The following is a 25,503-nucleotide window of genomic DNA, read 5'->3' on the forward strand; positions in this document are numbered from 1 at the left end:
GGGGGGGGGCCGGACGGGGGCGGCCCGTCCGGCACCCGGGGGTCAGACCGTGCGGACGATCTCGCTGTACTCGAGGCGCGGCAGCCGGTCGTACCACGCGCCCTCGCCGGCCTTGCCGACGTTGATGACCGCGATGGCCCGGTGGTTGCCCTCGCCGAAGAACTCCTTGGTGATCGGGTCCACGTTGAAGCCGGTCATCGGGCCGGCGGCGAGGCCGATGGCCCGGACGCCGAGGATGAAGTAGGCGACCTGGAGGCTGCCGTTGAGGACCGCCGACTCCTCGCGGACCGCCGGGTCCGAGAAGAAGACGTCCTTGGCCTGCGGGAAGAACGGGAACTGGCTGGGCAGGTTCTCGTGGAAGTCCAGGTCGATCGCGAGCACCACGGACAGCGGCGCGTTGCGGGTCTTGTCCTGGTTGGCGTCCCACATGTTCTCGACCAGCGTGTCCTTCGCGCCGGCGCTGCGCACGACGGCCACCCGGAGCGGCTGCTGGTTGAAGGAGGTCGGGGCCCACTTCACGAGGTCGTAGATGGCGGCGATCTGCGCGTCGGTCACCGGCTCGTCGGTGAAGGTGTTGGCCGTGCGGGCCTGCCGGAACAGCAGGTCCTGAGCCTGGTCGTCGAGTACGTAACTCACTGGGGCACTTTCCTTTCCTTGGTGGGAACTCTGAGGTGCGGCCGCGTCAGCGGCGGGGGCCGCGGGGGCGTGGTCGTCGCCGTGGCCGTGCCCGTGCGGAGCCGGCCGCCAGGTGGCGCGCAGCCACAACATGACCGGCACGGCGAGCAGCGCGAGACCCATCGCGACCCACAGCGCGGCCGCGTGCCCGGCCGTGAGCGCCTCACCGGGGGTGGCGCCGACCGCCTGCCGCGAGGCGACGACGCTGAGCACCGCGACGCCGAGCGCGCCGCCGATCTGGAGGGTGGTGCTGACCAGCCCGGACGCGGCACCCATCACGGGACCGTGCAGGCCGCTGGTGCACACGACGAAGGCGGACACGATCACGATGCCGCCGCCGAGGCCCCAGACGATGCCGGGCAGCACGGAGGCGGTCAGCACGTTGCCGGTCGGGCTGAGGGCGAGCGCCCACCAGGCCAGTCCGACCGCCTGGATCACCAGGCCGCCGGCCAGCGCGTTCACCGGTCCGCCGACCTTGGCGAAGAGCCGGAAGGCGAGCTGGGAGCCGAGGAAGAAGAACACGCTGATGGGTACGATGCCGAGCGCGGCCTGCACCGGCGAGTACCCCCGGACGAGCTGTAGGTACAGCGTGACGGTGAAGAACACGCCGAACAGCAGCGCGCCGGCCGCCGCGTTGGCTACGTTGCCGAGCACCACGTTGCGCAGCCGGAACAGCGCGCGCGGGATCAGCGGGGACTGCGCGGTCAGCTGCCGGGCCACGAACCCGGCGAGCAGGACGGCACCGGCGACCGCGGCACCGACGGTGGTGGTGTTCCAGCCCTGGCTGCCGACGTGCAGCACGACGTACAGCAGGAGGCACAGGCTGGAGGTGCTGGTCAGGGCGCCGATCAGGTCCATCCGGCCGTTCGGGTACCGGGTGCCCTCGGGGAGCATCCGGGCCCCGATCACCAGGAGCACGATGACGAGCGGGACGTTGACCAGGAAGGCCCACTGCCAGGAGATGGCCGTGAGCGCCCCGCCGATGATGGTGCCCGCGGCGCCGGCGACCCCGCCGATGCCGCCGAAGATGCCGAGCGCCTTGTACCGGTCCGGCCCGTCCTTGAACGTGTCGGTGACCAGCGCGAGCGCGGCCGGGGCCACGACGGCCGCGCCGAGGCCCTGGGCCGCGCGGGCCGCGATGATCTCCCACGGCGCGGTGGCCAGGCCGCAGGCCAGGGACGCGAGGCCGAAGAACACCATGGCCCCGTAGAGGACCTGGCGGCGGCCGAGGCGGTCGGCCGCCATGCCGCCGAGCAGCATGAAGCCGCCGAAGGTGAGGATGTAGGCGTCCATGACCCACGCCAGGCCGACCGGGGACATCCCCAGGTCGCGCTGGATCGAGGGCAGGGCGACGTACACGATGCCGGTGTCCAGGACGACCATGAACTGGGTTACCGCGAGCAGTGCGAACACCGCCCACGGATTGCGCTCCCGCCGGGCCTCGACGGCCGGGCTGAGTAATGTGCTCTGCATGCGATGACTCCCGAAGTCGTACGGGCGATGGCCGCTCGCGCGGGCCGCTTAATCCGACTTCCAGGGTGTCCGAATAGGGGTGTCCGAACATCACGTGCTCACGTGATCCGGTACGACTTCTCCGCTGCCACGATGGGCTGGAGTACCAGCTTCATGAGGAGGTGACAGTGAGTAGTAACAAACCGGAGGTGACCCATATCCCGGCCGGCGGGGGGATCGCACTGTGGGTTCCCGAGGAGCCGCCCGCCGTTCTGGTGGACGGTGAGGGCCCGGTCATGTCGTCGTACACTTTCGCGGCGACGGCCGACCTGACGGGCGGTTCACTATCCCTTGTCGACACTGTGGTGCCGCCCGGGAACGGGCCGCCGAGGCACGCGCACGCCGACGAGGATGAGTCCTTTTTCGTACTCGAGGGTAGTTTCGAGGTGCGGGCAGGTGGAAAAACCTTTGTCATCGACAAGGGTGATTACGCCTTTATTCCGCGCGGTACCGAACACGTCTGGAAGAACATCGGTTCGGAAACGGCGCGGATGATCCGGATCTACACGCCGGGCGGTATGGAGAAGTTCTTCTCCGCGATCGGCCGGGAGGCCGTTCCGGGTGAGCCGGCACCTCGGCTCACCAACAAGGATGTGCAGCGCGCCGTGGATGGTGCGGAGGCGCATTACGCGGCCAAGCACTGAGTACGCTGAACGTCAATGGGGGCCGGCGGGATTCCGCTGGCCCCCATTGGCGTTCAGTGCTGTTCGGCGTGGCCGGTGGCGTGGTTGTAGGAGAGCTGGAGAATGGCGCGCGCGACGTCGAGTTCCGTTTCGTCGCGGGGGCCGTAGAGCAGGAGTGCGCCGGATACCGGATGCGAAACTCCCCAGCCGGCGTCGACGGCCGCCTGGAGAATGTCCTTCGGCAGGGTCAGGTGCATGCTGCCGTCGTACGCGGGGTGGAAGTGCGCGAACTCCGTCCCGGCGAGAAAGGCCTCCAATGGACCGCGGGCCAGGGCGGGGGACAGGTGCAGCGCGCGGGTGCCAGAGATCGCCACGTAGGACGGGCCGACGACGACCCCGGGTAACAGGATGGCCCAGGCGAACAGGCGTTCCTGGATCTCCACCGGGGCGGTCTGCGTCACCTGCTCGTGCGGGTGCGGCCCTGACACCAGCGGCGGTTCACCGCGTCGTTGCGGGAACTCGTGCCGGTTCATCCGTGATCTCCTGTCCTGTTGACGGTCTCCGCCAGCCGGAAACCCATCGCGTAGATCGGACCGTCATACCACCCGTGACGCCGCCGACAACGGGCCAAGTCACCGTATCGCGCAAAGCTCCCGCCGCGCGCCACCCGATACGCCAACCATGTTCCGGCCAGATCGTCCGACACCGCCCTGCCTCCCGGATAAGGACGGTATTCGTCGGCAACGTATTCCTCAACATTGCCGCCCATGTCGTCGAGACCGAAAGGGCTGCGCCCCGCGGGAAATAGGCCCACCGGTGTGGTCATTAACGGTCCGCCCTCGACTGTGTTCGCTGCGTTGACGTAGAACTGGTCGCCCCACGGATACTCCCGTCCGTCGCCTCCGGATGCGGCGAACTCCCACTCACTCTCGGTGGGTAGTCGGAACTGGCGGCCGGTTCTCGCGGACAGCCAGGTCGCGTATTTGTCGGCGTCCTCGGGTTGCACCGTCCATACCGGGTGATTCGCCCTGGGATGCGGATATCGCCCGAAGTTCCAGGAGCTGGGCAGGGACAGCGCGCCGGTGTCCAGCAGGTAGAGCCGGTACTCGAGGTTCGTGACGGGAAACCGCGCGATCCGGTACGCCGCCAGCTCCACCGTGTGCTCCGGCACCTCCTTCTCGATCCACTCGGGCAGCACGCCCACCTGGCGCCACTCCCGGACGACCCGGTCCACCTCGTGTCCGGGCAGCCCGATCCGGACCCGGCCCCCGGGCACGTCGAGCATCCGGGGCGCGAACGGTTCGATCCGCGGGTCGCCGGTGAGCGCGAGGACGTGGCCGGCGGCGAACCTCCGCTCGAACTCGACGGTCGGGTCCTCCGCGAGCAGGACCAGCTTGTCCGGGTCCAGCCGGAACAGGTCGCTGTTGCGTTCGTAGAGGTCGCCGTGCGGGCGGTCGAGGAAGACGGCGGGCAGGCCCATGGCGACCCGGGGGTCGACCTGGTTGGGTTGGATGGGGGCCGCGGTCGGCCGGGCGCTCACCGCGGCACCTCGTAGACCTGCCCGTCGTACGCGCTGGCCAGGAAGATCCCCCGCCCCGCGTCGTAGGCGAGCGAGGAGATGCCCGAGGTGGTGGGTCGGTGGGTGTCCGCCCAGGTCTCGGTGATGGTGTCGTAGACCGCGATCCGGCCGTCGTAGGCGCCGGTGGCCACGTGCACGCCGTCCGGGCTGGCCGCGACGCACTTGATCGAGTGCTCGTGCGGGGTGTGCAGGGTCGCCACGTGGAAGTCGGCCGACCACAGCCGCAGCGTCCGGTCCCGGCTGACGCTCGCGAACCGGCCGGCGCTGAGCGCGGCGCACCCGTTCACGATCTTGTCGTGCGCGGCGGGTACCCGGCGGATCAGCTGGTACGTCTCCGCGTCGTGCCACGCGACCCCGCCGTCCGCGCACACCGAGAAGATCATGCCCCCGGAGACGGCCACGCCCTTGATCGCGTTGGCGTGCAGCTGGACGTCCACGACCCGCTCCGGTGCGCCGTCGAGCCGGAGCACGATGCCCTCGCCGGTGTACGCGCCGACCACCGCGTGCCAGCCCGCCGCGGTGTGGAACACGGCCGCGCAGTTCAGGGGGGAGCGGTGCCGGTGCAGTACCCGTCCGGTCCGGGCGTCGAAGATCTCCCCCAACTGCCCGCCGGCGAGCACCGGCCCGGACGGGGACGGGGTGAGGAAGTTGGCGAGGCTGCCGAGGACCGCCTGTTCCGTGCGCCGGCCCTCCGCGACCCGCCACACGATGCCCGCGTCCCCGGCCGCCCACACCCCGTCGGGGGTGCCGCACACCGCGTTCAGGCCCTGGGTCGGCGGCACCTCCTCGTCCAGCCACCGGTCGGCGGCGTAGTCGTAGGTCCGGTACAGGGCGCCGAACGTGCCGAAGAGCAGGGTCGAGTCCGCCGCGAACGCGCACGACCGGGGCCAGACGTCCGGCGGCAGGTCCGCGCGGCCCGCCGGGGTCAGGGTGCCGCCGGCCACGTGCCACAGCCGCAGGGTCCGGTCGTAGCTCAGGCTGACCAGCAGGCCCTGTTCCGCGCCGAGCACCAGGCGCTTGACGCCGGCGGCGTGCGCGGGGAGCACCTTGCGGTTCCCGTCGGTGATCACCAGGATCTCGCCCTCGTCGTTGCCGGCGTAGATCGTGCCGTCCGCGCCGATCGCCACCGTGTCCGTCTCCACCCCGCCGAGGTCCATGTCCTCCACCAACGCTCCGGTCTTGAGGGACCAGCGCTTGATCGTGCCGTCGTCGCTGGAGCTGATCAGTTCCGTGCCGTCGTGCGACCACACCACCGAGATGACGTCCGCTGTGTGCCCGACGAACCGGTGCGTCAAACGGCCGGTGAGGTCGTACAGCCGGATCCGGTGGTCCCGGGAGGCCGTGGCGACCAGGGCCCGGTCCGGGTGGAACGCGGCCATCTCCACGTCGTCCTCGTGGTCGGCGAGGACGGCCAGCAGCCGCAGGTCGGGTACCGACCACAGCCGGGCCGTGTAGTCGCTGGACGCGGTGACGAGTACCCGGCCGTCGGGGCTGAACGCGCACTGGTTGGCCAGGTGGTCGTGGCTGACCCGGGTGAGCGCCCGGCGGCCGCGCTGGTCGAAGAGGATGACCTGGTTGTCGTAGCCGGCGGTGGCCACGTACTCGTCGCGGTACGTGGCGATCCCGCTGATCGGCGCGCGGTGCCCGATCATGCCGCGCTCACCGGGGCCGGACTGTCCATGGTGGTGCCTCCAGGGTCGACGGCGCGCGACGGGTGCCAGGCGCGCCAGGTTCGGGCCAGCCACAGCAGGCCGGTCAGTTCGAGGACGCCGAGGACCGCGAAGGTGGCCGAGGGGCCGACGGCGGCGGAGATCGGCGGGATGAGCAGCGGGCCGGCGAGTACGGCGGCGCCCTGGATCAGGCCGAGGATGCCGCCGGCCCGGCCGAGCGCGTCGGCGGGCAGGTACCGGATGAGCATCATGTCGTCGGCCACCGACAGCGCGCTCTGGAACGCGAACGCCGCCACGAGCCCGACCACGAACACCGGCAGCGCGCCGGAGGCCATCACGAGCATGCTGAGCCCCATGCCGAGGGTGCCGACGAGGACCAGGCCCCGGTAGCCGAACCCGCGTCGTTCGGAGACCGCCAGGGTGCCGACCACCATGGCGATCCGGACCGCGACGAGGATGCCGCTGACCGCCTGGGCGGAGATCCGCCACTCGTCGGACAGCCGGAAGATCGCCAGGGTCATGGTGCCGGCGGTGCCGACGAGCAGCATCGGGAGCATGACGAGGGTGGCGTTGAGCATCAGGGGCCGCTCGCGGAGTACCCGCCAGCCGTCGGCCAGGTCCCGGGTGAAGCCGGTCCGTTCCCGGGGCGCGACCCGCGGCGGGTGCACCCCGGCCAGCCAGACCCCGATCGGCGCCAGGAACGTGGCCACGTTGACCCACAGCAGGCCGGCGTAGCTGATCCGGGTCAGGGCGAGCGCCACCAGGAGCGGGCCGACGACGTTGGTGACGACGTACAGGCTGCCGAGGGAGCCGCGGGCGCGGACCGCGTTGGCCGGGAACATGCTGGCCACGCCGGTCATCCAGCCCATCCGGTACATGGCGCCGCCGACCTGGACGAGCGCGCCGAACACGAACAGCGGCCAGAGCGGCGCGTGCTCGCCGAGCCCGAGCAGGTTGAGGGCGACGGCGGCGACCAGCTGGACGAGGAGCCCGGGGACCACGAGCGCGCGCGGCCCCCACCGGTCGACGACCGTGCCGAGGACCGGGCCGAGCAGCAGGGTGGCCGGGGTGAGCGCGACGAGCAGCGACATCACGACGAGGGAGCCGGTGAGCTGGAAGACGAGCAGGGGCAGGGCGACCGTGTAGACCGCCTCGCCGAGGTTGTTGACCGTGTTGCCCGCCGCGAAGACGCGGAACCTGCCGTCCCGCCACGGGGAGACGACGGGCGGGGCCGCCAGGACCGCCATGGCGGTTACCGGACCGTCGTGGTGACGGACGGCAGCCCCGGGCGGGGCAGGGACAGGTCGCGCAGCCGGGTGAACACCGGCTCGGCGCCGCCGGTGTAGCGGTACAGGCTCAGGTAGCCGCCGCGCCCGCCGACCGCGATCACGTGGCCGGCGCCAAAGGGCAGCACCGCGAGACCCTTGGGGAAGTCGGGCAGGTCCTCCACCAGGGCGAGGATCTCGGCGGTGGCCCGGTCGTAGGCGGCGAGCTGCACGCCGTAGGACACCGCGTAGACGACGTCGTCGAGCAGGACCCCGTTCTCGACCGTGTTGTCGAGGAGCTCGTTCCACCTGCTGACGACCTCGCGGGTGCCGAGGTCGAGTTCCTTGACCCCGTTCTCGCCGCTGATCACCAGGGTGGTCGGAGAAGACCACATCCTTTTCGGGTACTCGTCGGTGTCGACCTCCCACAGCACCTCCGCCGAGTCGGCGCGCAGGACCGTCACCACCCCGTTGCCGGCCACCACCGCCCGCTCGCCGGTCGCCAGGTAACAGCCGGCCCACAGCGAGGCGTCGCCCAGCCGCACGTGGTCGAGCCGGGCCCCGGTCCGGGCGTCGAGCTCGACGGCCCCGTCGTTCGTGCAGGCCAGCAGGCGGCTGTGGTCGGGGGAGGCCGCCACGGTGTGCGCGAGCGCGCCGAGCCGGTGCCGCCAGCGGACCTCGCCGTCCACGTCGGCCCGGAACACCCAGCGGTCCCGGGTCAGGCCGATCCAGCCGTCCGGCACGGCGAGTACCCGTCGGGTGAAGCCCAGACCGGTCACGTGGTGCTCCAGGAGCTGGAGCTGGGGCTCCCCGCGCGGGTCGGCGACGAGGGCCACCACGGCCACCCCGTCGTCGGTGGCCACGTACAGCGTGTCGGGGTCCTCGCACGACGGCTGGATGTCCCACACGCACTGCCGGCGGAAGGGCGCCCGGGCCACGACCTCGAACGTGGCGGCGTCGAGCTGGCAGACCTCCCCGTCCTGGGTGAGGACGTACAGCCGGCCGTCGGCGGCCACCCCGAAGTCGACGAGCTGGTGCGGGAAGCCGTGCACGGTGGAGACGAGGCGCGGGGTGGGCTCGGTGTTGTCGAGCACGTGCAGCACCCCGTCGAAGCCGCCGACGTACACGGTGCGGCAGTCGGGGGACAGGTCGCAGAACTCGATGTCGTCCCGGGCCAGCATCACCTGGTGCAGCACGGTGCCCTTGGCGTCGAGGACGAGTACCCCGTTGACGACGCAGTCGTTCTCGTCCACCCCGTCGTCCTGGGTGGCCCAGAACCGGCCGTGCCGGTGGTCGTACAGGATGCGGTGGATGTTGCCGCCGTCGAGCTTGACCATGTGCGGGAAGTCCAGCTCCGCAAGGGAACCGAAGAACACCCGGCCGGCCTTGTCGGACGCCGCGTCGACCTCGGGATGGTCGGTGCAGAACCACTCCAGCGCCACGTCCTCGGCGAACGACGGCGCGATCCGTTCGACGGTGAACGTCTCGACGTCGAGAACGACGAGTTGCCGGAAGCCGTTGTTGAGGTAGACCCTGCCGTCCTGGATGATCGCGCCCCGGCTGATCTGCGGCGACGGCTCCTCGCCCTCCAGCAGGTGCGCGTGGTCGGCCACCGCCGCCGCGTCGAGCACGTCGACCAGGTCGAGGGTGTCGAGCCGCCAGCGGAGCAGGGTGCCGCGCTTGTCCTTGCCGATCACCCAGGTGCCGTCGCTGACCAGCGTGTACACGGGGGCGTGCCCGGCGGGGACGGTGCCGCCCCGGGCCGGGCTCGACCGGACGGGTCGGAGGTTCTCGTCGAGGAGGTGGATGCGTCCCGTGACATCGGAAGCCAGCAGGCCGGCGCCCGGGACAGGCAGGATCCGCACGATGCGGTCGGTCAGTTCCATGGCTGGTTTCCCTTCGCGGGAGAGGTGGTGGAAAAGGGTCGTGCCGCGGAGGTCGCCCCCCGCGGCACGTACTCGGCCTGCGGCGGCGGTCCCCGGTGCCGCAGGGGCACCGGCAGTCTCGGACCGCCCGCGCCGCCTAGAGGGCGACGGCCTTGCGGGCGGCGACGCCCCGACGGATCGGCTTGCGGGTCATGGAAACACCTCCTCTCGGGGCTGGGGGACGGGTGGCCGGACCGGGGGAGCTGGGGGAAACCCGGTCCGGAGCTGGGGAGGGGCAGGCTTTCGATGCACTAAGAGTCCCGTTTGTGGATCCCTTTTCGTTCCCGCCGCGTTCCTGACCGGTCACGCAGCGGCAGCACTTGTTCCTGTCAGGCCGCGACCGCCCCGGCCAGCGCGACTCCCACGGCGCCCAGCGCCCGGGCGGCGGTGGCCTGCGCCTGCGCGGTCTTGCGGCGCAGCAGCGGATCGTCGCTCATCACGGTCGGGTTGATCGCCATCCGGGACGTCGCCCAGAACACGCCGCCGTGCCGACGGTCCGTCAGGTCCTCGAGCACCCGGACCGCCTCGTTCCGGGCAGCCCAGGCGTCGATCCCGCTGCGCCCCAGCTCGTGGCTGGCCCGCAGGATGTGCCCGGCGTCCACGGCCCGGCGGGGCGGCCGGACCGTCGCGTCGCCCAGCGCGCGGCTCGCGGCCGTGACCAGGGACTCGTCGCCGAGCAGCCGGCCGGCCTGGGCGAGCGCGAGGGCCAGCCGGGCCAGGGTGCCGCACCGGGCCAGGTCCGCCACCGGGTGCGGTTCGACCAGGAGCCGGGCGAGCCGGGCGGCGATCTCCGGCAGCCGGTCGGTGTCCACGCCGTCCTCGCCGACCGCGTGCGCCACGGCCATCGCCTCCACGGCCGCCACGGCCGTCATCGGCGACGCGACCAGCCGGTCCAACGGCCGCCAGGACTCGGTGAGCCGGGCCGGGAACTCGCCGTCGCGCACCGTGCTCAGGCAGCGGTTGAGCACGTCGGCGGCCCGGGTGCGCAGGTAGTCGTCGTCGTGCCGGTCCGCGCCGACGAGCAGGGCGGTGGCCGCGTACAGCTGGTGGCGCAGGGTGCGGATCCGCCAGTCGGGATGGTGCCGCCACCACCGGTCGGACAGCTCGGCGAACCCGGGGTGCCCGTTGCGGTCCTGGAGGTTCCGCAGCCCCTCCAGGGCCACGGCCAGCTCCTCGTCCAGGTTGTGCTCGGCGAACGCGAACACCGCCGCCGCCTGGTCGGTGAGGCCCTTGTCGGTGGACAGCGGCCGGGTGCCCGCCGCGTCGGTCGCGCCGTAGACCCCGCCGGCCTGGTGGTCGAGCAGCCGCGTTCCGAGGAAGGTGAGGGATGAGATGGGCATCGTGTCTCCTTAGGAAGCCAGCGCCAGGTCGGCGGACGCGCCGCCCCACACGTGGCTGAGCAGGTGGCCGACGATCGCGGGGCCGTTGCGGGTGAGCACGGACTCCGGGTGGAACTGCACGGAGGCGAACTCGGCGGCCCGCAGCGCGTACACGTCGCCGGTGTCCGGGTCCCGGCTGATCTCGATCTGCCCGGGCAGGCCGACCCGGCGGACCGCGTCCCAGGCGCTGCGCGCGGTGAAGGAGTTGTAGAAGCCGACGAGTTCCTTGTCCCCGAACAGGTCGATCTCCTTCTGGAGCCCCTGGTTCGGGGTGTCGCGGCGGACCACGTCGAAGCCGAGTACCGAGGAGAGGATCTGGTGTCCGAGGCACACGGACAGGAACGGGATCTTCTCGGCGAGCGCGCGTTGGGTGAGCCGGCGCAGGGTGGCGATCTTCGGGTGGGCGTGCTCGTTCGGGTCGCCCGGGCCGGGGCCGAAGACGACGAGGTCGAAGCCGTCGAAGCCGGTGACGGTGTCGTAGCGGCGGATGTCGGGGCGGACGCCGAGCGCGCCGAGCTGGTGGCCGAGCATCGCGGTGAAGCGGTCCTCGTTGTCGATCACCAGGGCGCGGATGCCGGCGAGGGCTTCGAGCGTCTCGTCGGGGGGCGGGCCCTGGCGGAGCCAGAACTGGGCGAGGTTGACGTTGCGGGACTCGAGGGCGCGGAGGACGCGGGGGTGGGCGCCCAACCGGCGGGAGCCTGGGACGTACGCCGAGCGGGACGTGCCGGCCGTCGGGCTGAACGCCGACAGCACGCCGGCCACCTTCGCCCGGGTCTCCGCCACCTCCGAGTCCGGGTCGGACAGTCGGACGAGCGTGGCCCCCACCCCGATCCGCAGCGCACCGGTCGCGTCGATGTCGGCGGTGCGGATCACGATCGCGGAGTCCATGGTCTGGCGGCCGGCGTCGTCCACGCCGATCAGGGCGAGTACCCCGCTGTAGTAGCCGCGTCCGGTGGGCTCGTGCCGGGCGATCACCCGGAACGCGCTCTCCAACGGGCTGCCGGTCACGGTCGGGGCGAACATGGTCTCGCGGAGGATGGCGCGCGCGTCGAGTCCGGTGCTGCCCTCGATGAAGTACTCCGTGTGCGCCAGCCGCGCCATCTCCCGCAGCTCCGGCCCTCGGATGGTCAGCCCGGGCGCGCAGATCCGGGCGAGCATCTTCAGTTCCTCGTCGAGGACCATGAACAGCTCCTCGGCCTCCTTGCGGTCGGCGAGGAACCCGAGGACGCCGCCCAGCTCGGGGCCCTGGTCCGGGTAGCGGTACGTGCCGCTGATCGGGTTCATGACGACCGTGCCGTCGGTCAGGCTGACGTGCCGTTCGGGGGTGGCGCCGATGAAGGTGCGGTCGCCGGTGTGCACGAGGAAGGTCCAGTACGAGCCGACCTCGGCGAGCAGCAGCCGCCGGTACAGCGCGAGCGCGGTGTGCCGGGAGAAGTTCGGAACGCTCGCGGCGAACGACCGCTTGATCACGAAGTTCGCGCCCTCGCCGTGCCCGATCTCGTCGGCGAGGATGGTGCGCACGATGGCCGCGTACTCCTCGTCGGAGACCTCGAAGTCCGCCCCTTCGAGCGTGACCGGGGCGTCGGGGATCCGGGCGACGGCCTCGGTGAGCGCGACGACCCCCCGGTCCCGGACGGTCAGCGCCAGGATCGGCTCCGCGTCGTCCCGGCAGGCGTGGCCGTGCTCGGTGATCTGCCGGTAGGGCACGATCGCCAGCACCTCGCCGCCCAGGGTCACGGGCACGTCCTCCAGCCGGTCGAGGCTGGCGAAGTCCCCGGTGAGCAGTTCCAACTCGTCCGGGCGGGTACCCGGCCGGTGCAGCACGACGAACGGATCGTCGCCGGTCAACACATCGTCGAAAATCATCGTGCGCCTCCTACAACTCGGTCGAGCACGGCGTTCCAGTCGGCGGGGGCCTCGTCGGCGCGCCAGCAGACGTGCTGGTCGGGGCGGACGAGCACCAGGGCGCGCTCCCAGACCTTGGCGACGGTGTCGTCGTCGATCCGCAGGTACCTCAGCGGGATGCCCCGTTCGGCCGCCCGCTGGACGAGCGCCTCCCCGGCCCCCGTGGTGTCGACCAGGGTCAGCTCCGGGCCGAGGTGGTCGAAGACGTTGCTGCCGTCGGCGAGCCGCAGGGACGGGGCCCGGCCGCCCGGCCAGGTGGTGGGCACGAGTTCCCGCCACCGCCAGATCGGGGCGGGGCCGTCCTCGGCGCAGATGACGGGGGAGTCGACGTAGCGGTACCCGAAGTGGATGCCGCCGTTGTCGCCCTGGTGGGTCTCCTCGGCCAGGAAGCCGGCGATGTGCTCGCTGGACGCGCCGTCCCGGGCCAGCTGGGCGAACCGCCGCCACACCTCCAGCAGGTTCGCGCACATCTCCCGGTTGAACAGGGCGACGGGGCGCCGCTCGGCCTCGTAGCTGTCGAGGAGTTTCGGGCCGGCCCAGCCGTTGACGACCGCGCCGAGCTTCCAGCCCAGGTCCACGGCGTCGCCGAGTCCGGTGTTCGCGCCGTGCCCGCCGGTCGGGTAGAACTGGTGCGCGGAGTCCCCGGCGAGAAAGACGGAGCCTCTGCGGTACGTGGCCGCGACGGCCAGCGCGCCCTCCCACTGCGCGATGCTGAGCACCTCGTCGATGGCGATCCGCACCCCGAGCCGCCGCTGGACGAGCTCGACGGGGTCCTCGGTCAGGGTCTCCCCCTCGAAGAGCCGCAGGCTGGCCGTCCAGGTGTCCTGTTCGTCGCGGGACACCAGGGTCACCCCGGACGCCTCGACCGTGACGAAGCCGCGCCCGTGGCTGCGCAGCACGGGGTCGGAGCTCTTGAAGTACACGGAGACGAACTGGGTCCTGGGTCCGTTGTTGTCCGCCCCGATGCCGAGGAACTGCCGGACCGTGGAGCTCCCGCCGTCGCACGCGACCAGGTAGCGGGCCCGGATCGTGTGCCACGTGTTGGTGGTCGAGTCGACCACGGTGGCCACCACGCCGGTGTCGTCCTGGTACAGCTCGGTGAACGTCCACCCGTCGCGCACGTCGACCAGCGGGTGCCCGGTGGCCCGCTCCCGCAGGATGCCCTCCAGCAACGAACCCTGCACCCGCTGGTACGGCTGGGTCGGCGCCGACCCGTCGTTGACCTGCGCGTACCGCTCGACCCACTCGTCGACGGACGCGTGTTCCCAGGTGGCGACGGTCGGCTGGTCGAAGCCGCGGGTCCAGACGAAGTTGGCGTTGTGCGCGGGCCCGATGCCGCCGGCCCGGACCTCGTCGGCGACGCCGAGCCGGTGCAGGAGTTCCATGCTCCGGCCGTTGATGTAGTCCATCTTCGGGTGCTTGGACGGCCCGACGGCCCGGTCGATGACCATGCTGGGGACGCCGTGGTGGGCGAGCTCCAGGGCCAGCACGGAACCGACCGGACCGGCGCCGACGATCAGCACCGGTACGGTGAATGCCAGGGATTCGTTGGTGCTCACGGTCGCTACCCCTCACGGTCGGATCTGCGTGATCAGCCTGGTAAGAATGATCGGCAGTTACCGTGAGGGGAGCATCACGCGCTCACGCGATCTGAGCGGCTCCGTGGTGGATGGGGCCAGGCGGGCGCCTGGTGCGGCTCAGGCGATCTGCGCCTCCCGGTGGTGGAAGAACTGCCTGGTCAGCTCGACCCGGCTCTTGATCCCGAGCTTGCTGAACGCGTGCCGCAGATGACTGTCCACAGTGTGTGGTGACAGGAACAGCCGGGTGGCGGTCTCCCGGTTCGTCAGCCCCTCGGTCACCAGCCGGACCACCCGCAGTTCGGCCTCGGTCAGGCTGTTCCAGCCGGCGCCGGGTTCGGGCCGGAGCTTCGCCTTGCGGCCCCGGACCCGCTCGGCGTCGCCGGTCGCCCCGCAGCCGACCCACACCGCGAGCGCCTCCTCGAACCGGGCGCCGGCCGCCGACTCGTTGCCGGCCGCGAGTTCCGCGACGCCGAGGTCCTCGACCGCCGAGGCCCGGGCCAGGGCGCGCGGGCAGTTCTGGAACAGCTTCACCGCGGTCCGCAGCGCCTCGACGTCCCCGCGCAGCAGCCCGTCGGCGTGCGCGGCGGCCCCGGCGAGCGAGCCGACCGACGGGTTGAGTTCGGCGAGCCGCCGGGCCATGGTCACCACGGAGGTGGCCCGGTCCACGGCGCCGGCCCGGAGCGCGAGCCGGACCAGCATCGCCGCCACCCCGTGGTCGAGCCCGAGGAAGAGCATGCTCTCGGGCGCGTCGGAGTACACGGCGCCGAGGGTCTCCATGGCCACCCGGTGCTGGCCGGTCGCGGACCGCACCATCGCCATCGCGTACGTCAGCTCGGCCGGCGCCACCCCGATCCCGTCGACGAACAGCTCCTGGGTCCGGTGCACGTACCCCCGGGCCAGCTCGGTGTCGCCCCGGCGCAGCGCGAGCCGGGCGAGGACGCACAGCAACCGGACCGCGAGCTGCGGCGTCGCCAACTGCTCGGCGAGCTGCATGCCGGCCTCGGCCTCCGCCTGGGCCTCGTCGAGCCGGCCCAGCGCGAGTCGGAGCTGGGCGAGGCTGAGGTGCCAGAGGGGCTGTGACCAGGCGGTACCCAGCCGGTCGGCCTCGCGCTGGCCGATCGTGTAGCAGGCCTCGGCCTCGGTGAACCGGTCCTGGGCGACGAGTACCCGGCCGAGCCACAGCCGGGGGTGCCGCAGGGTGGCCGCGCCCCGGTCCCGGTCGGCTGCGGCGACGGCGTCCCGGGCGTCGACCAACGCGCGGTCGAGGTGCCCGGTCGCGCGGGCGAGCACGCTGCGGGCGGAGAGCCCGAGCACCAGCGCGTCAGCGGCCCCGGCCGAGCTGACCCCGGCCGCACCCGCGCCGGACGAACCCGCCGCCTCGGCCAGCGCGACCGCCTCCTCCACCACCGGTCCGGCGGCCGCCAGATCTCCCGCGTCCAGCAACCCGTGCCCGCACACGGCCAGCAGCTGCGCCCGTCGCGCGTCATCCAGCCCCGACATGGCCAACGCCCGCCGGAGGTACTCCACCGCGATCGCCGGCTGCCCCGCGTGCCGACTGGCCTCCGCGAGCCCCACCAGGATCGCCGCCTCGTCACTCACCGTGCGCACACTCCGCAGCGCGGCCTCGCCCAGCTCCCGGGCCTCCGCCATCCGACCGGCCGAGGCCAGCAGGCGCACCGCCTCGGCGGCCAGACCGGGCCGGGCCGGGTCGAACTCGCCGAGCAGGTCCAGCATCCGCAGCACCAGGTCGGCCGCCGCGCCCGGCGCGCCCCGACCGGTGAGCTGCGCCGCCGCGCGCAACACCTCCAACGGGTCCGTACTCCCGCCCCGCACCAGGTGCTCGGCCACCTCGACGGGGGAGGCGCCCTGGGCCTTGCGGACGGCGGCGGCCTCGCGGTGCAGTACCCCTCGGACGGGTCCTGAAAGGTTGTTGTAGACCGCCTCGCGGATCAGATCATGGGTGAACGCGACCTGCACGCCCTGCTCGGTGAGGAAGTCGTGCGCGATGGCCTCGTCGATGGCGGGCACCAGGTCACCGGCGGTGGACCCGATCAGCGCCGCCGCGTCGTACGCGGTGAACGGCCGGCCCAGCACCGCGCACGCGCCCAGCATCCGCCGGGTCAGGGGGGACAGCCCACGCAGCCGGTGACTCACGGCCGCGAGGAAACTCTGGGGCAGCTCGCCGTCGACCACGGTGGCGGTGCCCTTGTTGATCAGGATCTGTCCCGCGTCGACCAGCCCGCGCAGCAGATGCCGCAGCAGGAACGGATTGCGCCCGGTCCCGGCCGCCAGGCTCGACACGGTCGCGTCCGGCCGCGCCCCGAGCACCTGCGCGCACAGCTCCACCACGGCCTCGTCGTCCAACGGCCCGAGCACGACCCGCCGGGCCCCCTCGGCGACCAGCCGGTCCACCGTGCCCTGCGCGGACAGCTCCACCGGCGCCAACCGCCGGGTCAGCAGCCACGCCACCCGCTCGCCCGCCAACCGCGGCACCAGCACCCGCAGGGCGAACCCGGTCAACTCGTCGGCCCACTGCGCGTCGTCCACCACGATCAGCACCGGCCGCCGCCGCGCCTCCGCCTCGATCACGGCCCCGAGCCGCGCCACCAGCGCGAACCAGTTGTCCTCGTGCCCGGCCAGCTCCGCCAGCTCGGCGGCCTCGACCGCGACCCCCCGTAACGCCGTCATCAGCACCACGGCCCCGGCCCGGTCCACCTCGGCCGCCCGCCCCAGCGCCACGGTCATCCCGAGCGCCGCCGCCCGCTCGGCCGCCGCCCGCACCAGCCGCGTCTTCCCGATCCCCGCCGGCCCCTCGACCACCACACACCCACCCGGGCCGCCCACCGTGGCCTCGAGCACCCCCCGGATCTCCGCCAGAGACTCTTCCCGTCCCACGAGCTCGTCCATCAGATGTCCCTCCCCACGCAGCCTTTTGTCGTGGGTACAGGTTCAGCCCAGCCGCTCCCCTTCCGTTCCCGAAGCGTTCCCAACCCCAAACCCGCAGGTCAAACCCATCATCTGGGTACGCCGCAGGCCCGGTTCCGCTCCCGGCGGCACTTCGCGGGGCCGATTCCCTGCGCGCCGGCCCCGCCCCCCAGGCGGGTCAGCCCTCCGCGCGCAGCGCCACGGCGGCCAGGGCCAGCGCGCCGGCCTCCTTGAACACGTGCACATGGCCGGCGAACACCTCGGCCAGCAGCTCGTCGAGCGGCCGCAACTCGACCTCCGTCGCCTCCAGGTCCCCGGACTCGGGCCGCGCGACCTGCCGCACACCCCGCGCGAGGTACAGATGGGCCGTGCCCATGCCCCGGTTCGCACTGTGCGTGAACTCGCCGAGCAGCGTCCACTCCCCACCCGCGAACCCGGTCTCCTCCAGGAACTCCCGCCGCGCCCCCACCAGCGGGTCCTCCCCGTCGTCGAGCCCCCCACCGGGCAACGAGTACGTGACCGCCCTGGGCCCGTGCCGGTACCCCCGCAGCACGACGACCTGCTCCTCGTCGGTGAGCCCGACGACCATCGTCCCGCTCGGCGCCTCGGCCGTCAGATACCCCTCGACCACGGTCCCGTCGGGCAGCCGGACATCCTCCTCGTACAGGCTCACCCACCGCCGGTGCCGGAACACGAGCCGCCGCTCCAGTACTTCCCAGTCCTCCACCATGCGCCGATCATGCCCGGCCCGGTTCCACCCCGCCGCCCCGCGCGCATCCGGCCACCGCCCGCGCCGGTGGGTTCATGGCCGTCCGGCCGAGGAAATTGATCGCTATGTGTCTATATCGTGAGGGGATGACCGACGATCCGGAAGTCGACGACTACGGGGAGCCGCGGACCATCCCGCCACCCATGACGGTGGCCGAGATCCTGGCCCGGCGGAAGTCGAGACCCTCCCCGGCGCCGAAGGGCTACCTCGACAGCTACGAGGTCGGCCTCGCCTGGCCGGTCGTCTGGACGATCTGGCCGGTGTTGAACGCCAACCACGTGGGCCGGCGGCAGGTCTCGACGGCACTGACCTCAGGAGAGACCATCAACGTGTACTACGCCGCCGAGGACGTGCAACGGGTCCAGGACGAGATCGCGGCCGGTACCGCGCGGCTCGACCCCGCCTGGCGACGCGACACCGCCGAGGGGCAGGCGGCGTTCCGGGCGTACGAGCGCCGGCAGTCCCTGAAGCGAACCATCGGCACCGTGATCGTGTGCACGCTCCTCCTCGCCGGCTTCCTACTCCTCGTCATCCTCCTCGCAGAGACCTGACGCGGCGCCGCCTCAATGACTCGGTTGGACGGTGTCCCACCTGACGCAGGTTGGCTTTTCCCCCGTGGTCACATACTCGATGACTGCTTCCCGCGCCTTGGCCACTGAAACCCGCGCGAGTTCCGCAGGAATCTCCTCTGGCTCATTGAATCCCGCGATGATCGGACCGTCCGGGGTATCCAGTTCGACGCCGTAGGACCCATCAGGTATCCACCGGACGGCAGCCCGGCCGGCTCCGAAGTCAGCGTCGATCCACAGGGCTTTCGAATCCCACTCGTCCGGGCTGTCGAGGCCTTCCGAAAGGGGGCCGAAGATCATCCCGGCATGTGGACCCCATGCGGTTCCGATTCTCGCCCAACGGTCGAACTGGTCCCCGGCGTCGTCGATCCCGGCGAGCGCCCGGTCATGATTCGGCGACCACATCATGTAATTCACGATGCGTGACTCCCTCCCTCGTAGGTCCTGCTGAACGGCTCACCGTTCGGCCCCATACCTTCGACCGTCATTCGTTGGCCCGGGTATAGAACCTGGGGTAGAAGCTTGTCACAGGCATAGCGCCAGTCGGCTCGGTCGAATCCGCACGGGCGGTTGTTGATCACCAAGGTCGCGTGTGACTGACTTTCCCTCCGCATGATGACCGCCAGCTTCATCTCCACATGCGCTGCCATCGCCTCCGCCTGCTCGGGAAATCCGAGCCCCCTGATCAGTTCCAGCGCGTCGTCGCTGAGGTTGTCCAGTTCTCCCGATGTGATCTCTCCGCGGACCCTGCCGTCGTCGTCACGCCACCGACCGTGTGTCTTTTGGCGCTTACCGGGCATGACCGGCGCAGGGAGGGTTCGTTTGAGGACCTTGACGAAGCTCTCCACCGATATCCACCCCGGCAGCTCTGGTTCGTCACTCGTGCCTCGCCGCTGTGGCAACTCGTCGTTCTCGTCAGCCGGCCACGCTTGCACGCCCGGCTTCGTCCCTCAAACCAACTCCTGGGCAATAACGACGCCGGAGTGCACCTCCTCAAGCTTCTGGATGATGTTTCCGGCCGCCGACATCGCCTCCCGGGCCAACTCGGCCGCGTGCCGGCATGCCGCTGACCGGGAGTGAAAGCCCAGTGCACCCACCGACGACGCCAACTCGTCCAGGAGCTCCGCGATGACTCCCGCGCTGTCTACGACTAGCTCAACTTCCTGCTTCGTGCTCTCGATCTTCTGGTAGACGTCGCCGAACTCGGCCATGGGGTCCTCCGTGCGATGCGGGCAACAGGGGCGCGAGGAGAGGTCTGCTCCAGAGCACGGCAGTGCAGCCGGTGCCTTGGGTGCGGAACGGGCTCACCAGGGGATGAGCCCGTTCACGGTGGCGGCGTAATACGCGGCCATGGAAGCGGGAAAGAGAAACAGAACGCCGACCGCCAGTCGTCCGATCAACCGCCCGCCTCGAACAAGACCGGCCGGGTCCGGCGGCGCGCTTCTCGCATGGCGCGTTCGCCTGACCATGTGCCAGCCGTTGTGAAGGCCGCAGCGAACGGCCCGCCACCCGCCCGTTCGACCCCCGGCGAGTTGCAGACTGGTCTTCACCTCGATCAACGCGAGAACGGAGCTGCCGTCCGCGCACGAGTCACAGGCCTTGTGCACGGGCGGCGCCGAGAAGACCCCGAACTCCCGCGTCGGACCGTCGAGCGCGGTCACGTGAGCCACGCGTTCTCGCTGACCAGCTCGGCGAACGCGTCCCGTCCGTCCGGGCGGTTGAGGTCCGGCAGCGTGTAGACGTGCATGACCATCAGTCGGTCGATCCCGGCCCGGTTCATGATGAGTCGACATCCGGCAGGGACCTCCGGGCCGGCACTGAATCCGAACGAACCTTCATCGTCTACGAACAACGCGGCGTCAATGCTGCCCGGCCCATAGCTGGAAATGAAACTGACTATCTTGTCGCCCAACTCCTTGCGCTGGGCCGGGGTTACCTTGAGCATGAATTCAGCCCCTCGGGGTCAGAGGAGGTCGGGCATAGTCCGGGAAGGCTCCCCGGCCTCCTTGCCTGTCATCGCCGACCAGCCGCGCACATGCTGGCCTGAATGCCATTCAACGCCGGCCTCATGCCCACTTGCGAGGTTGCAGGGTTGCCGCAACGGTTGCGCTGTTTTGCGGCATCCATCGGGGCGTAGCATCGCGATGACTGGGAGCGAGTTGCCGCAACCTCGGTGAGGTCGCGGAGAGCGGGGAGAGGTCGTGCGAGACTCTGGCTTGAGGCTCCGTGCCGCCCGACGCAGTGTGGGTATCGGACTGGACCGGCTCGCTCGGCAGTTGGGTGTGGACAAGAGTCACCTGTCCCGGGTCGAACGCGGTGAGAGGTCGGTGACCCCGCATCTGATCCACGGATACGAGAAGGCACTCGGGGTGAGGCTCACGGGCATTCTGCCGTCGCCCGTGGCGGGTGGGCACGACGCGGAAGGTGACTCTGTGGATCGACGCGACTTCCTCGGGCGCGCTCTGACCCTGGCGGCCGGTGGTAGCGGCGGGATCGGGGTGCCACTCGTCGACCTGGTGGGAGAGTCCACTCCACATGTCCCCGCCAGGGTTCGGGCTGACGATGTGGCCGAGGTGGAGGACGCCACCGCCCAGATCGCGTCGTGGGATCTGCAACGGGGCGGACACCTGGCAGCTGACCAGGGGGCCGCACTGCTGCGGTGGTCACTGGAGCTGCGTTCCCGCGCGATCAACGGGGATCTCGTCGGGCGGCTGGACCGGACGATCGCGTACCTGGCCGACCGGACGGCGTGGGCCACCTACGACTCCGGCCGGCACGACCAGGCACGTCGCCAGTTCCAGCTCGGCCTCGCCGTTGCCGCCGATGCCCGTGACGTCAATGTCCGTGCCCAACTCTTCTGCGACATGGCGAATCAGGCCGTCTACCTGCGTCAACCCAACGAGGCGCTACGGATGGCCGATGCGGCCGCGGCCCCGGGTCTCGTTCCTCAGCTGCGGTCGGCGGTGCACGGGGTGATGGCCGAGGCGTATGCCGCGATGGGACGGCAGAAGGCCGCGCAGGTCGAGTTGACCCGTGCGGAGGACGCGTTCGCCGGCCCGACGACCGGGACGGCCCCGGTCTGGCTCAACACGTTCCGCACGGAAGCTGGGATGCACCACGCGATCGGGTACGCGGGCTATCTCCTCGCCCGAGCCACAGGCGGCACGGGTACGACCGCCGCGCTCGAACACCTGGGGCACGCGGTGGCTGGCCTCGGAGACGACCGCAGCCGCGCGGCCATGTTCGCGACGCTGCGGATGGCGACCCTGCACCTCGGTCAGGGCGATGGCGACCCCGGCACCGGGGCTCGCATGGCCCGCACGGTGCTGCCCCGGCTGGCCGGGGTCCGCTCCACTCGGATGATCAGTGAGGTCCAGGCACTCCGGCTCGCACTCGTCCGGCACGAGTCCCGTTCCGAGATGGCCGACCTCGGCCGGGACCTGGACCAGGTCATCGCCCAGTTCGCATGGTGACCGCCCAGCCCGGGGCCGGCGGGACCGCCCCGGACGCCGGAGGCATCGCCCGGAAGGGTGCCGGCATGGCCGTCGGCGCGCTGGTGTCCAGGCTCACCGGCTTCGTCCGCACGGCGATCATCGGTGCCGCGATCGGCGCGGGCCTGGTGGGGGACGCGTACGCGACGGCGTCCATGCTGCCCGGCATCGTGTACGAGGTGCTCGTCGGCGGCACCATCGCCAGCATCGTCGTGTCGCTGCTCGTGCGGGCGCGCACGCAACCTGACGGCGGACGCGCGTACACCGACCGGTTGCTCACCCTGACCACGGGCATGTTCGCGCTGTTGGCGGCCCTGTTGACGCTGGCGGCCCCGTGGATCTCCGGGCTGCTGTCCGACGAGGCCACTCCGGAGGCCAGCCGGCACCTCGTCACGACGTGGACCTATCTGACGTTGCCGGCGATCCTGCTGTACGGCGTGTTCGCCCTGCTGACGGCCGTCCTCAACGCGCACGACGAGTTCGCGGTGCCGGTGTGGGCCCCGATCGCGAACAACCTCGCCCTGATGGGTACCGCCGCCGCGTTCCTCCTGCTCCCCGGCCCGAGGGAACTGACCCCGGAGTCGATCACGTCCGCCCAGGTCGCGGTACTCGGCGCCGGTACCCTCCTGTCGGTCGGCTGTCAGGTCGTGGCGCTGTGGCCGGCCCTGCGGCGGACCGGGTGGCGGTGGCGGGCCAGGTTCGACGTCCGGCGCGCGGAGTTGGCCTCCCTCGGGCGGCTGGCCGGTTGGACCCTGCTGTATCTCGGGGTCAGCCAGGCCGGGGTTCTCGTCATGCTCAAACTCGCGCGGGTGGCCAGCGCCCAGGGCGGCCCGGGTCCCGCGATCTACAACAACGGCTACCTGATGTTGATGATGGGCTACGGCATCGCGGCACTGCCCATCATCACCGCGCTGGTACCCCGCCTGAGCCGGGCAGCCACCGACCAGCAGCCGTCAACGGACCAGCGCCGCCCCGAGGAAGCGCGGCACCCCGCGGAGGATCAGCGCCGCCCCGCAGAGGACCGGCACCCGGCGGAAGGCCAGAGCCTGGCGGCAGCCGAGCTGTCCCTGGGCGGCCGGCTGATCGCCGTCGTCGCGAGTCCGGTGGCCCTCGCGTTCGTGGTCCTCGGCGTACCCATCGCCGTCACCGTGTTCGAGTGGGGCCGCTACACCCATGACCAGGCGGTCTCCACCGGTATCGTCATCGCGGTCGCGGGAGCGGGCCTGTTGCCGTACGCGATCAGCCAGTTGCAGACCTTCGCGTTCTTCGCGCTCGCCGACCTGCGCACCCCGGCACTGCTGAACATCCCTGTGACCCTGGTGCGCGTGGCCTCGGCGCTGCTCGTGGTCCACGTCGTCCCGGTGCGCTGGATCGCCGCAGGCCTCATGGCCAGCAACGCGCTCTCCTACCTCGTGGCCGCGATCTGCGGCGCCGTACTCCTCCGCCGCCGCCTCGGACCCCCGCCCACCGCGCACGCCCGAACCACTGTGCTGCGCCTGCTGATCCCGATCGCCGTGGCGGCCGGCCTGAGCGCTGCCGTCGTGGCCACGCTGCCGGGTGACACACTCTCGGCGGGAGCGGCCCTGCTCCTGAGCGGAACGGTGCTGGTCGCGGTCTACGTCGGCGGCTGTTTTCTGATGCGCGTGGAGGACGTCCGGCGACTCGTGGTGCATGTCCGCGCGAGGATCATCAGGGCGTGAACATCGTGCGGACCCTCGCGGAGCGCCCTGCCGAACCCGGCCGGCCGATCAACCCAGGGTCCACCGGACAGAACCTAGTCCCCGCCGCCTCCGCCACCACCGGAGTCCCCGCTCGGGCTCATGTCCGAACTGCTCACGGTGCCGTGGTCGTGGATCCACACGCCGCTCGTGCCGTTGACCCCCGGATCCCGCCCGCCGCCGGTGCGGGAACGTGCGCGGGGTGCGGACCGGTGCGGTCGTCTGGCGGCGAGCGCCCGCGCCTCGGCGAGCCTGACCGGATCGGGACGGCGCCGGCTCCGCGACCGCAGCAGGAGGAGGACAACCACCAGGAGGGCGAACCCACCTGCCGCGATGAACCATCCGATGTGTACTCCGCCCATGCCGCGATGGTAGCTCCGGACCGCAATGGGTGGATCGCTTGCGACGCACCTGTGTGACGGGCAAGATTTGACTCCTATGAGTACCTGGATGACTCGTGGTCCGATTCCGGAATCTCCGTTGGAGGTTCTTTTCCCGGGGGTCGCGCAGGATGATGTGGGCAGGCTGCGGCTCGCAGCGGATGCCCTCGACGCGGCGCGGCCCGCAGCCGACGCGCCGGACTGGCATTGGTTGGAAGATCACGCGGCTTTTCCAGGCCCCGACGGGGTCGGAGTACCAGTCATTCTCTGTACGGCCGTCACTCTTGAGAGCCGCCTCAGCGACTGGACGGAACTCGAACTCGATGTCTGCTGGACGCGCTCGGGGCAGCTGGCGGTGACCGCGCAACTCGGCGTCGGCTGTTGGTGCCCGATCGATCACAACGTTCACCACGTCGAACAGCACGTGCTGCTCGTCGATGACACCCGCTCTTTGGCCGACACGTTCGAACAAGCCGTGGCACAGGTCATCGTGTGGACCGCCGGGCCAGCCGATCCGTCGATATGGCGGGAGCGCGCAGGACTGCCCTCCCCCGCGCGGTGAGCGCTCGGTCCGAGCGTGCGAAAGACCGAACGAGCCGGAGCGCGGCCTCCACGCGGGGCAGTGGTCGCGGACGCTCCCAGGCGCAGAGTGCTCCTCGCCGGGTTCGCGCTGATCGCGCCGCTGGTTCGGCGTCCAGCGCTGGGCCGCTCGCAGATCAGACCCGTGGCGCGAGGATCCGCAGCACGAACGAGCCTGCACCCGAAACGTGAATGCCGACCCAGTCGGCCTCAGTCATCGGCCGTGCTGGTAGATCGATCTTTGGGGTGTCGCAATCCAGCGGGAACTCGATCATCGGCGAGATGCTGATTGGGGGTCGGCAGGTGCAGGTCCTCAATCCGGACCACGTAACGGTGCCAACCCGACTCCATGTGAAACCGTGCCAACCTGAGTTCGATCGGGGCCCCTGGGTGGCCACGGTCCCGCCGTGCCCGGCCCCGGAACCATACGTCTGAGATGCCCTCTGGGAGGACAAGGTCATCGACGGGCTCGGTTTTCCCTTCATCATCAGGATCTGACAGCCGGTAGAAGTAGTGTTCTTCTTTGTGGCTGCGCCCGAAGAGGAAGAGGTGCCGCTCATCGGCCGGTTGGGCCAGGAGCTTGTTGATGTTCTCCCGGGCCCAGTCTGCCGCGAGCATCTCATTGCACACCTGCGCGAGCTGGTTCAAGAGCAAAGAAATCGACCCGCTCTCGGTATGGCGCAGCCCAGCCTTTTTCGCTCGTGCCCTTTGTGTCAACAGTCTTGCGGCCGGGGGCGAGGTGACCTCGACGATGCCGCGGCCCTTCTGGCCGTCAGGGTAAACCCAAGAGCCGTCGGGCATTCTGTCGCCAGCGCCGGCATCCGCGAGCTTGATGTCGATCCGAAGCACCTGCTCCATGGCCAGAAACGCGATCTCCTCCTCGCGGGTCGCCGTCGCCCCGGCCGCGTTGCTCATGGTTCTCAGAGTAGTCGGGTCGAGAGTAGAGCGGGCACGTGAAC

Annotated in this window: 23 protein-coding genes and 1 pseudogene; 6 read left to right on the forward strand and 18 right to left on the reverse strand. The window is 71.0% G+C overall.

What is annotated here, in order from left to right; genetic code table 11:
• Positions 1–42: 42 nt before the first annotated feature.
• Positions 43–2,148, reverse strand: coding sequence for a malonic semialdehyde reductase (locus PT931_RS12570; protein WP_456245906.1), 2,106 nt, complete (start codon positions 2,146–2,148; stop codon positions 43–45).
• A gap of 167 nt (positions 2,149–2,315) precedes the next feature.
• Here PT931_RS12570 and PT931_RS12575 point away from each other — a divergent pair, with 167 nt between their 5' ends.
• Positions 2,316–2,831 (forward strand): cupin domain-containing protein, encoded by a 516-nt coding sequence (locus PT931_RS12575; RefSeq protein WP_456245907.1) that lies wholly within the window; start codon positions 2,316–2,318, stop codon positions 2,829–2,831.
• A gap of 53 nt (positions 2,832–2,884) precedes the next feature.
• On the opposite strand, the gene PT931_RS12580 is transcribed toward PT931_RS12575, so the two are convergent.
• The 10 genes from PT931_RS12580 to PT931_RS12625 form a co-directional block, all read right to left on the reverse strand.
• On the reverse strand, positions 2,885–3,343 hold the full coding sequence (locus tag PT931_RS12580; RefSeq protein WP_456245908.1) for a luciferase domain-containing protein: 459 nt from the start codon (positions 3,341–3,343) through the stop codon (positions 2,885–2,887).
• Positions 3,340–4,290 carry a formylglycine-generating enzyme family protein gene (locus PT931_RS12585; RefSeq protein WP_456245909.1) on the reverse strand — a complete coding sequence of 317 codons (951 nt, stop codon included), beginning with the start codon at positions 4,288–4,290 and terminating at the stop codon, positions 3,340–3,342. Before PT931_RS12585 ends, PT931_RS12580 begins: the two co-directional genes overlap by 4 nt.
• 56 nt (positions 4,291–4,346) lie before the next feature.
• Positions 4,347–6,041 carry a WD40 repeat domain-containing protein gene (locus tag PT931_RS12590; RefSeq protein ID WP_456245910.1) on the reverse strand — a complete coding sequence of 565 codons (1,695 nt, stop codon included), beginning with the start codon at positions 6,039–6,041 and terminating at the stop codon, positions 4,347–4,349.
• Complete coding sequence (locus PT931_RS12595; protein ID WP_456245911.1) at positions 6,038–7,306, reverse strand: MFS transporter; 1,269 nt, start codon at positions 7,304–7,306, stop codon at positions 6,038–6,040. Before PT931_RS12595 ends, PT931_RS12590 begins: the two co-directional genes overlap by 4 nt.
• Positions 7,307–7,311: 5 nt before the next feature.
• On the reverse strand, positions 7,312–9,210 hold the full coding sequence (locus tag PT931_RS12600; protein WP_456245912.1) for a WD40 repeat domain-containing protein: 1,899 nt from the start codon (positions 9,208–9,210) through the stop codon (positions 7,312–7,314).
• A 368-nt stretch (positions 9,211–9,578) separates the two neighbouring features.
• Positions 9,579–10,589 (reverse strand): hypothetical protein, encoded by a 1,011-nt coding sequence (locus PT931_RS12605; protein WP_456245913.1) that lies wholly within the window; start codon positions 10,587–10,589, stop codon positions 9,579–9,581.
• 9 nt (positions 10,590–10,598) lie between these two features.
• Positions 10,599–12,494, reverse strand: coding sequence for an anthranilate synthase family protein (locus PT931_RS12610; RefSeq protein ID WP_456245914.1), 1,896 nt, complete (start codon positions 12,492–12,494; stop codon positions 10,599–10,601).
• The gene (locus PT931_RS12615) at positions 12,491–14,092 is read right to left on the reverse strand and encodes an FAD-dependent monooxygenase (protein ID WP_456245915.1); all 1,602 of its coding nucleotides are present in this window, start codon (positions 14,090–14,092) and stop codon (positions 12,491–12,493) included. The genes PT931_RS12610 and PT931_RS12615 overlap by 4 nt, the downstream gene beginning before the upstream one ends.
• A 138-nt stretch (positions 14,093–14,230) precedes the next feature.
• Positions 14,231–17,020, reverse strand: a complete 2,790-nt coding sequence (locus tag PT931_RS12620; protein WP_456245916.1) for an ATP-binding protein — start codon at positions 17,018–17,020, stop codon at positions 14,231–14,233.
• A gap of 196 nt (positions 17,021–17,216) precedes the next feature.
• Positions 17,217–17,768, reverse strand: a complete 552-nt coding sequence (locus PT931_RS12625; protein WP_456245917.1) for an NUDIX hydrolase — start codon at positions 17,766–17,768, stop codon at positions 17,217–17,219.
• Positions 17,769–17,893: 125 nt separating this feature from the next.
• Between PT931_RS12625 and PT931_RS12630 the strand changes: the two genes are divergently transcribed.
• The gene (locus tag PT931_RS12630) at positions 17,894–18,358 is read left to right on the forward strand and encodes a hypothetical protein (protein ID WP_456245918.1); all 465 of its coding nucleotides are present in this window, start codon (positions 17,894–17,896) and stop codon (positions 18,356–18,358) included.
• 12 nt (positions 18,359–18,370) lie between these two features.
• Here PT931_RS12630 and PT931_RS12635 read toward each other — a convergent pair whose 3' ends face one another.
• The 5 genes from PT931_RS12635 to PT931_RS12655 form a co-directional block, all read right to left on the reverse strand.
• On the reverse strand, positions 18,371–18,784 hold the full coding sequence (locus PT931_RS12635) for an Imm1 family immunity protein (protein WP_456246165.1): 414 nt from the start codon (positions 18,782–18,784) through the stop codon (positions 18,371–18,373).
• 5 nt (positions 18,785–18,789) lie between these two features.
• Positions 18,790–19,224: a DddA-like double-stranded DNA deaminase toxin gene (locus tag PT931_RS12640; protein WP_456245919.1), complete on the reverse strand. Its 435-nt coding sequence runs from the start codon at positions 19,222–19,224 to the stop codon at positions 18,790–18,792.
• A 102-nt stretch (positions 19,225–19,326) separates the two neighbouring features.
• Positions 19,327–19,587 (reverse strand): hypothetical protein, encoded by a 261-nt coding sequence (locus tag PT931_RS12645; RefSeq protein ID WP_456245920.1) that lies wholly within the window; start codon positions 19,585–19,587, stop codon positions 19,327–19,329.
• A gap of 93 nt (positions 19,588–19,680) precedes the next feature.
• The gene (locus PT931_RS12650; protein ID WP_456245921.1) at positions 19,681–20,037 is read right to left on the reverse strand and encodes a hypothetical protein; all 357 of its coding nucleotides are present in this window, start codon (positions 20,035–20,037) and stop codon (positions 19,681–19,683) included.
• A complete protein-coding gene (locus tag PT931_RS12655; RefSeq protein WP_456245922.1) occupies positions 20,034–20,321 on the reverse strand; it encodes a hypothetical protein in 288 nt (95 codons plus the stop codon). The genes PT931_RS12650 and PT931_RS12655 overlap by 4 nt, the downstream gene beginning before the upstream one ends.
• A gap of 256 nt (positions 20,322–20,577) precedes the next feature.
• On the opposite strand from PT931_RS12655, the pseudogene PT931_RS12660 reads away from it, so the two are divergent.
• From PT931_RS12660 to murJ, 3 genes and pseudogenes are all read left to right on the forward strand, one after another.
• A pseudogene (locus PT931_RS12660) lies at positions 20,578–20,745 on the forward strand (helix-turn-helix domain-containing protein); the annotation flags it as partial.
• Positions 20,746–20,808: 63 nt separating this feature from the next.
• Positions 20,809–21,849, forward strand: a complete 1,041-nt coding sequence (locus PT931_RS12665; protein ID WP_456246173.1) for a twin-arginine translocation signal domain-containing protein — start codon at positions 20,809–20,811, stop codon at positions 21,847–21,849.
• 65 nt (positions 21,850–21,914) lie between these two features.
• The gene (gene murJ, locus PT931_RS12670; RefSeq protein WP_456245923.1) at positions 21,915–23,567 is read left to right on the forward strand and encodes a murein biosynthesis integral membrane protein MurJ; all 1,653 of its coding nucleotides are present in this window, start codon (positions 21,915–21,917) and stop codon (positions 23,565–23,567) included.
• 74 nt (positions 23,568–23,641) lie between these two features.
• On the opposite strand, the gene PT931_RS12675 is transcribed toward murJ, so the two are convergent.
• On the reverse strand, positions 23,642–23,947 hold the full coding sequence (locus PT931_RS12675) for a hypothetical protein (RefSeq protein ID WP_456245924.1): 306 nt from the start codon (positions 23,945–23,947) through the stop codon (positions 23,642–23,644).
• Between the two features lie 76 nt (positions 23,948–24,023).
• Here PT931_RS12675 and PT931_RS12680 point away from each other — a divergent pair, with 76 nt between their 5' ends.
• On the forward strand, positions 24,024–24,527 hold the full coding sequence (locus tag PT931_RS12680) for a hypothetical protein (RefSeq protein WP_456245925.1): 504 nt from the start codon (positions 24,024–24,026) through the stop codon (positions 24,525–24,527).
• Positions 24,528–24,754: 227 nt separating this feature from the next.
• Here PT931_RS12680 and PT931_RS12685 read toward each other — a convergent pair whose 3' ends face one another.
• On the reverse strand, positions 24,755–25,459 hold the full coding sequence (locus tag PT931_RS12685) for a hypothetical protein (RefSeq protein WP_456245926.1): 705 nt from the start codon (positions 25,457–25,459) through the stop codon (positions 24,755–24,757).
• Positions 25,460–25,503 lie beyond the last annotated feature (44 nt).

It is taken from the genome of Longispora urticae, from assembly GCF_053902585.1.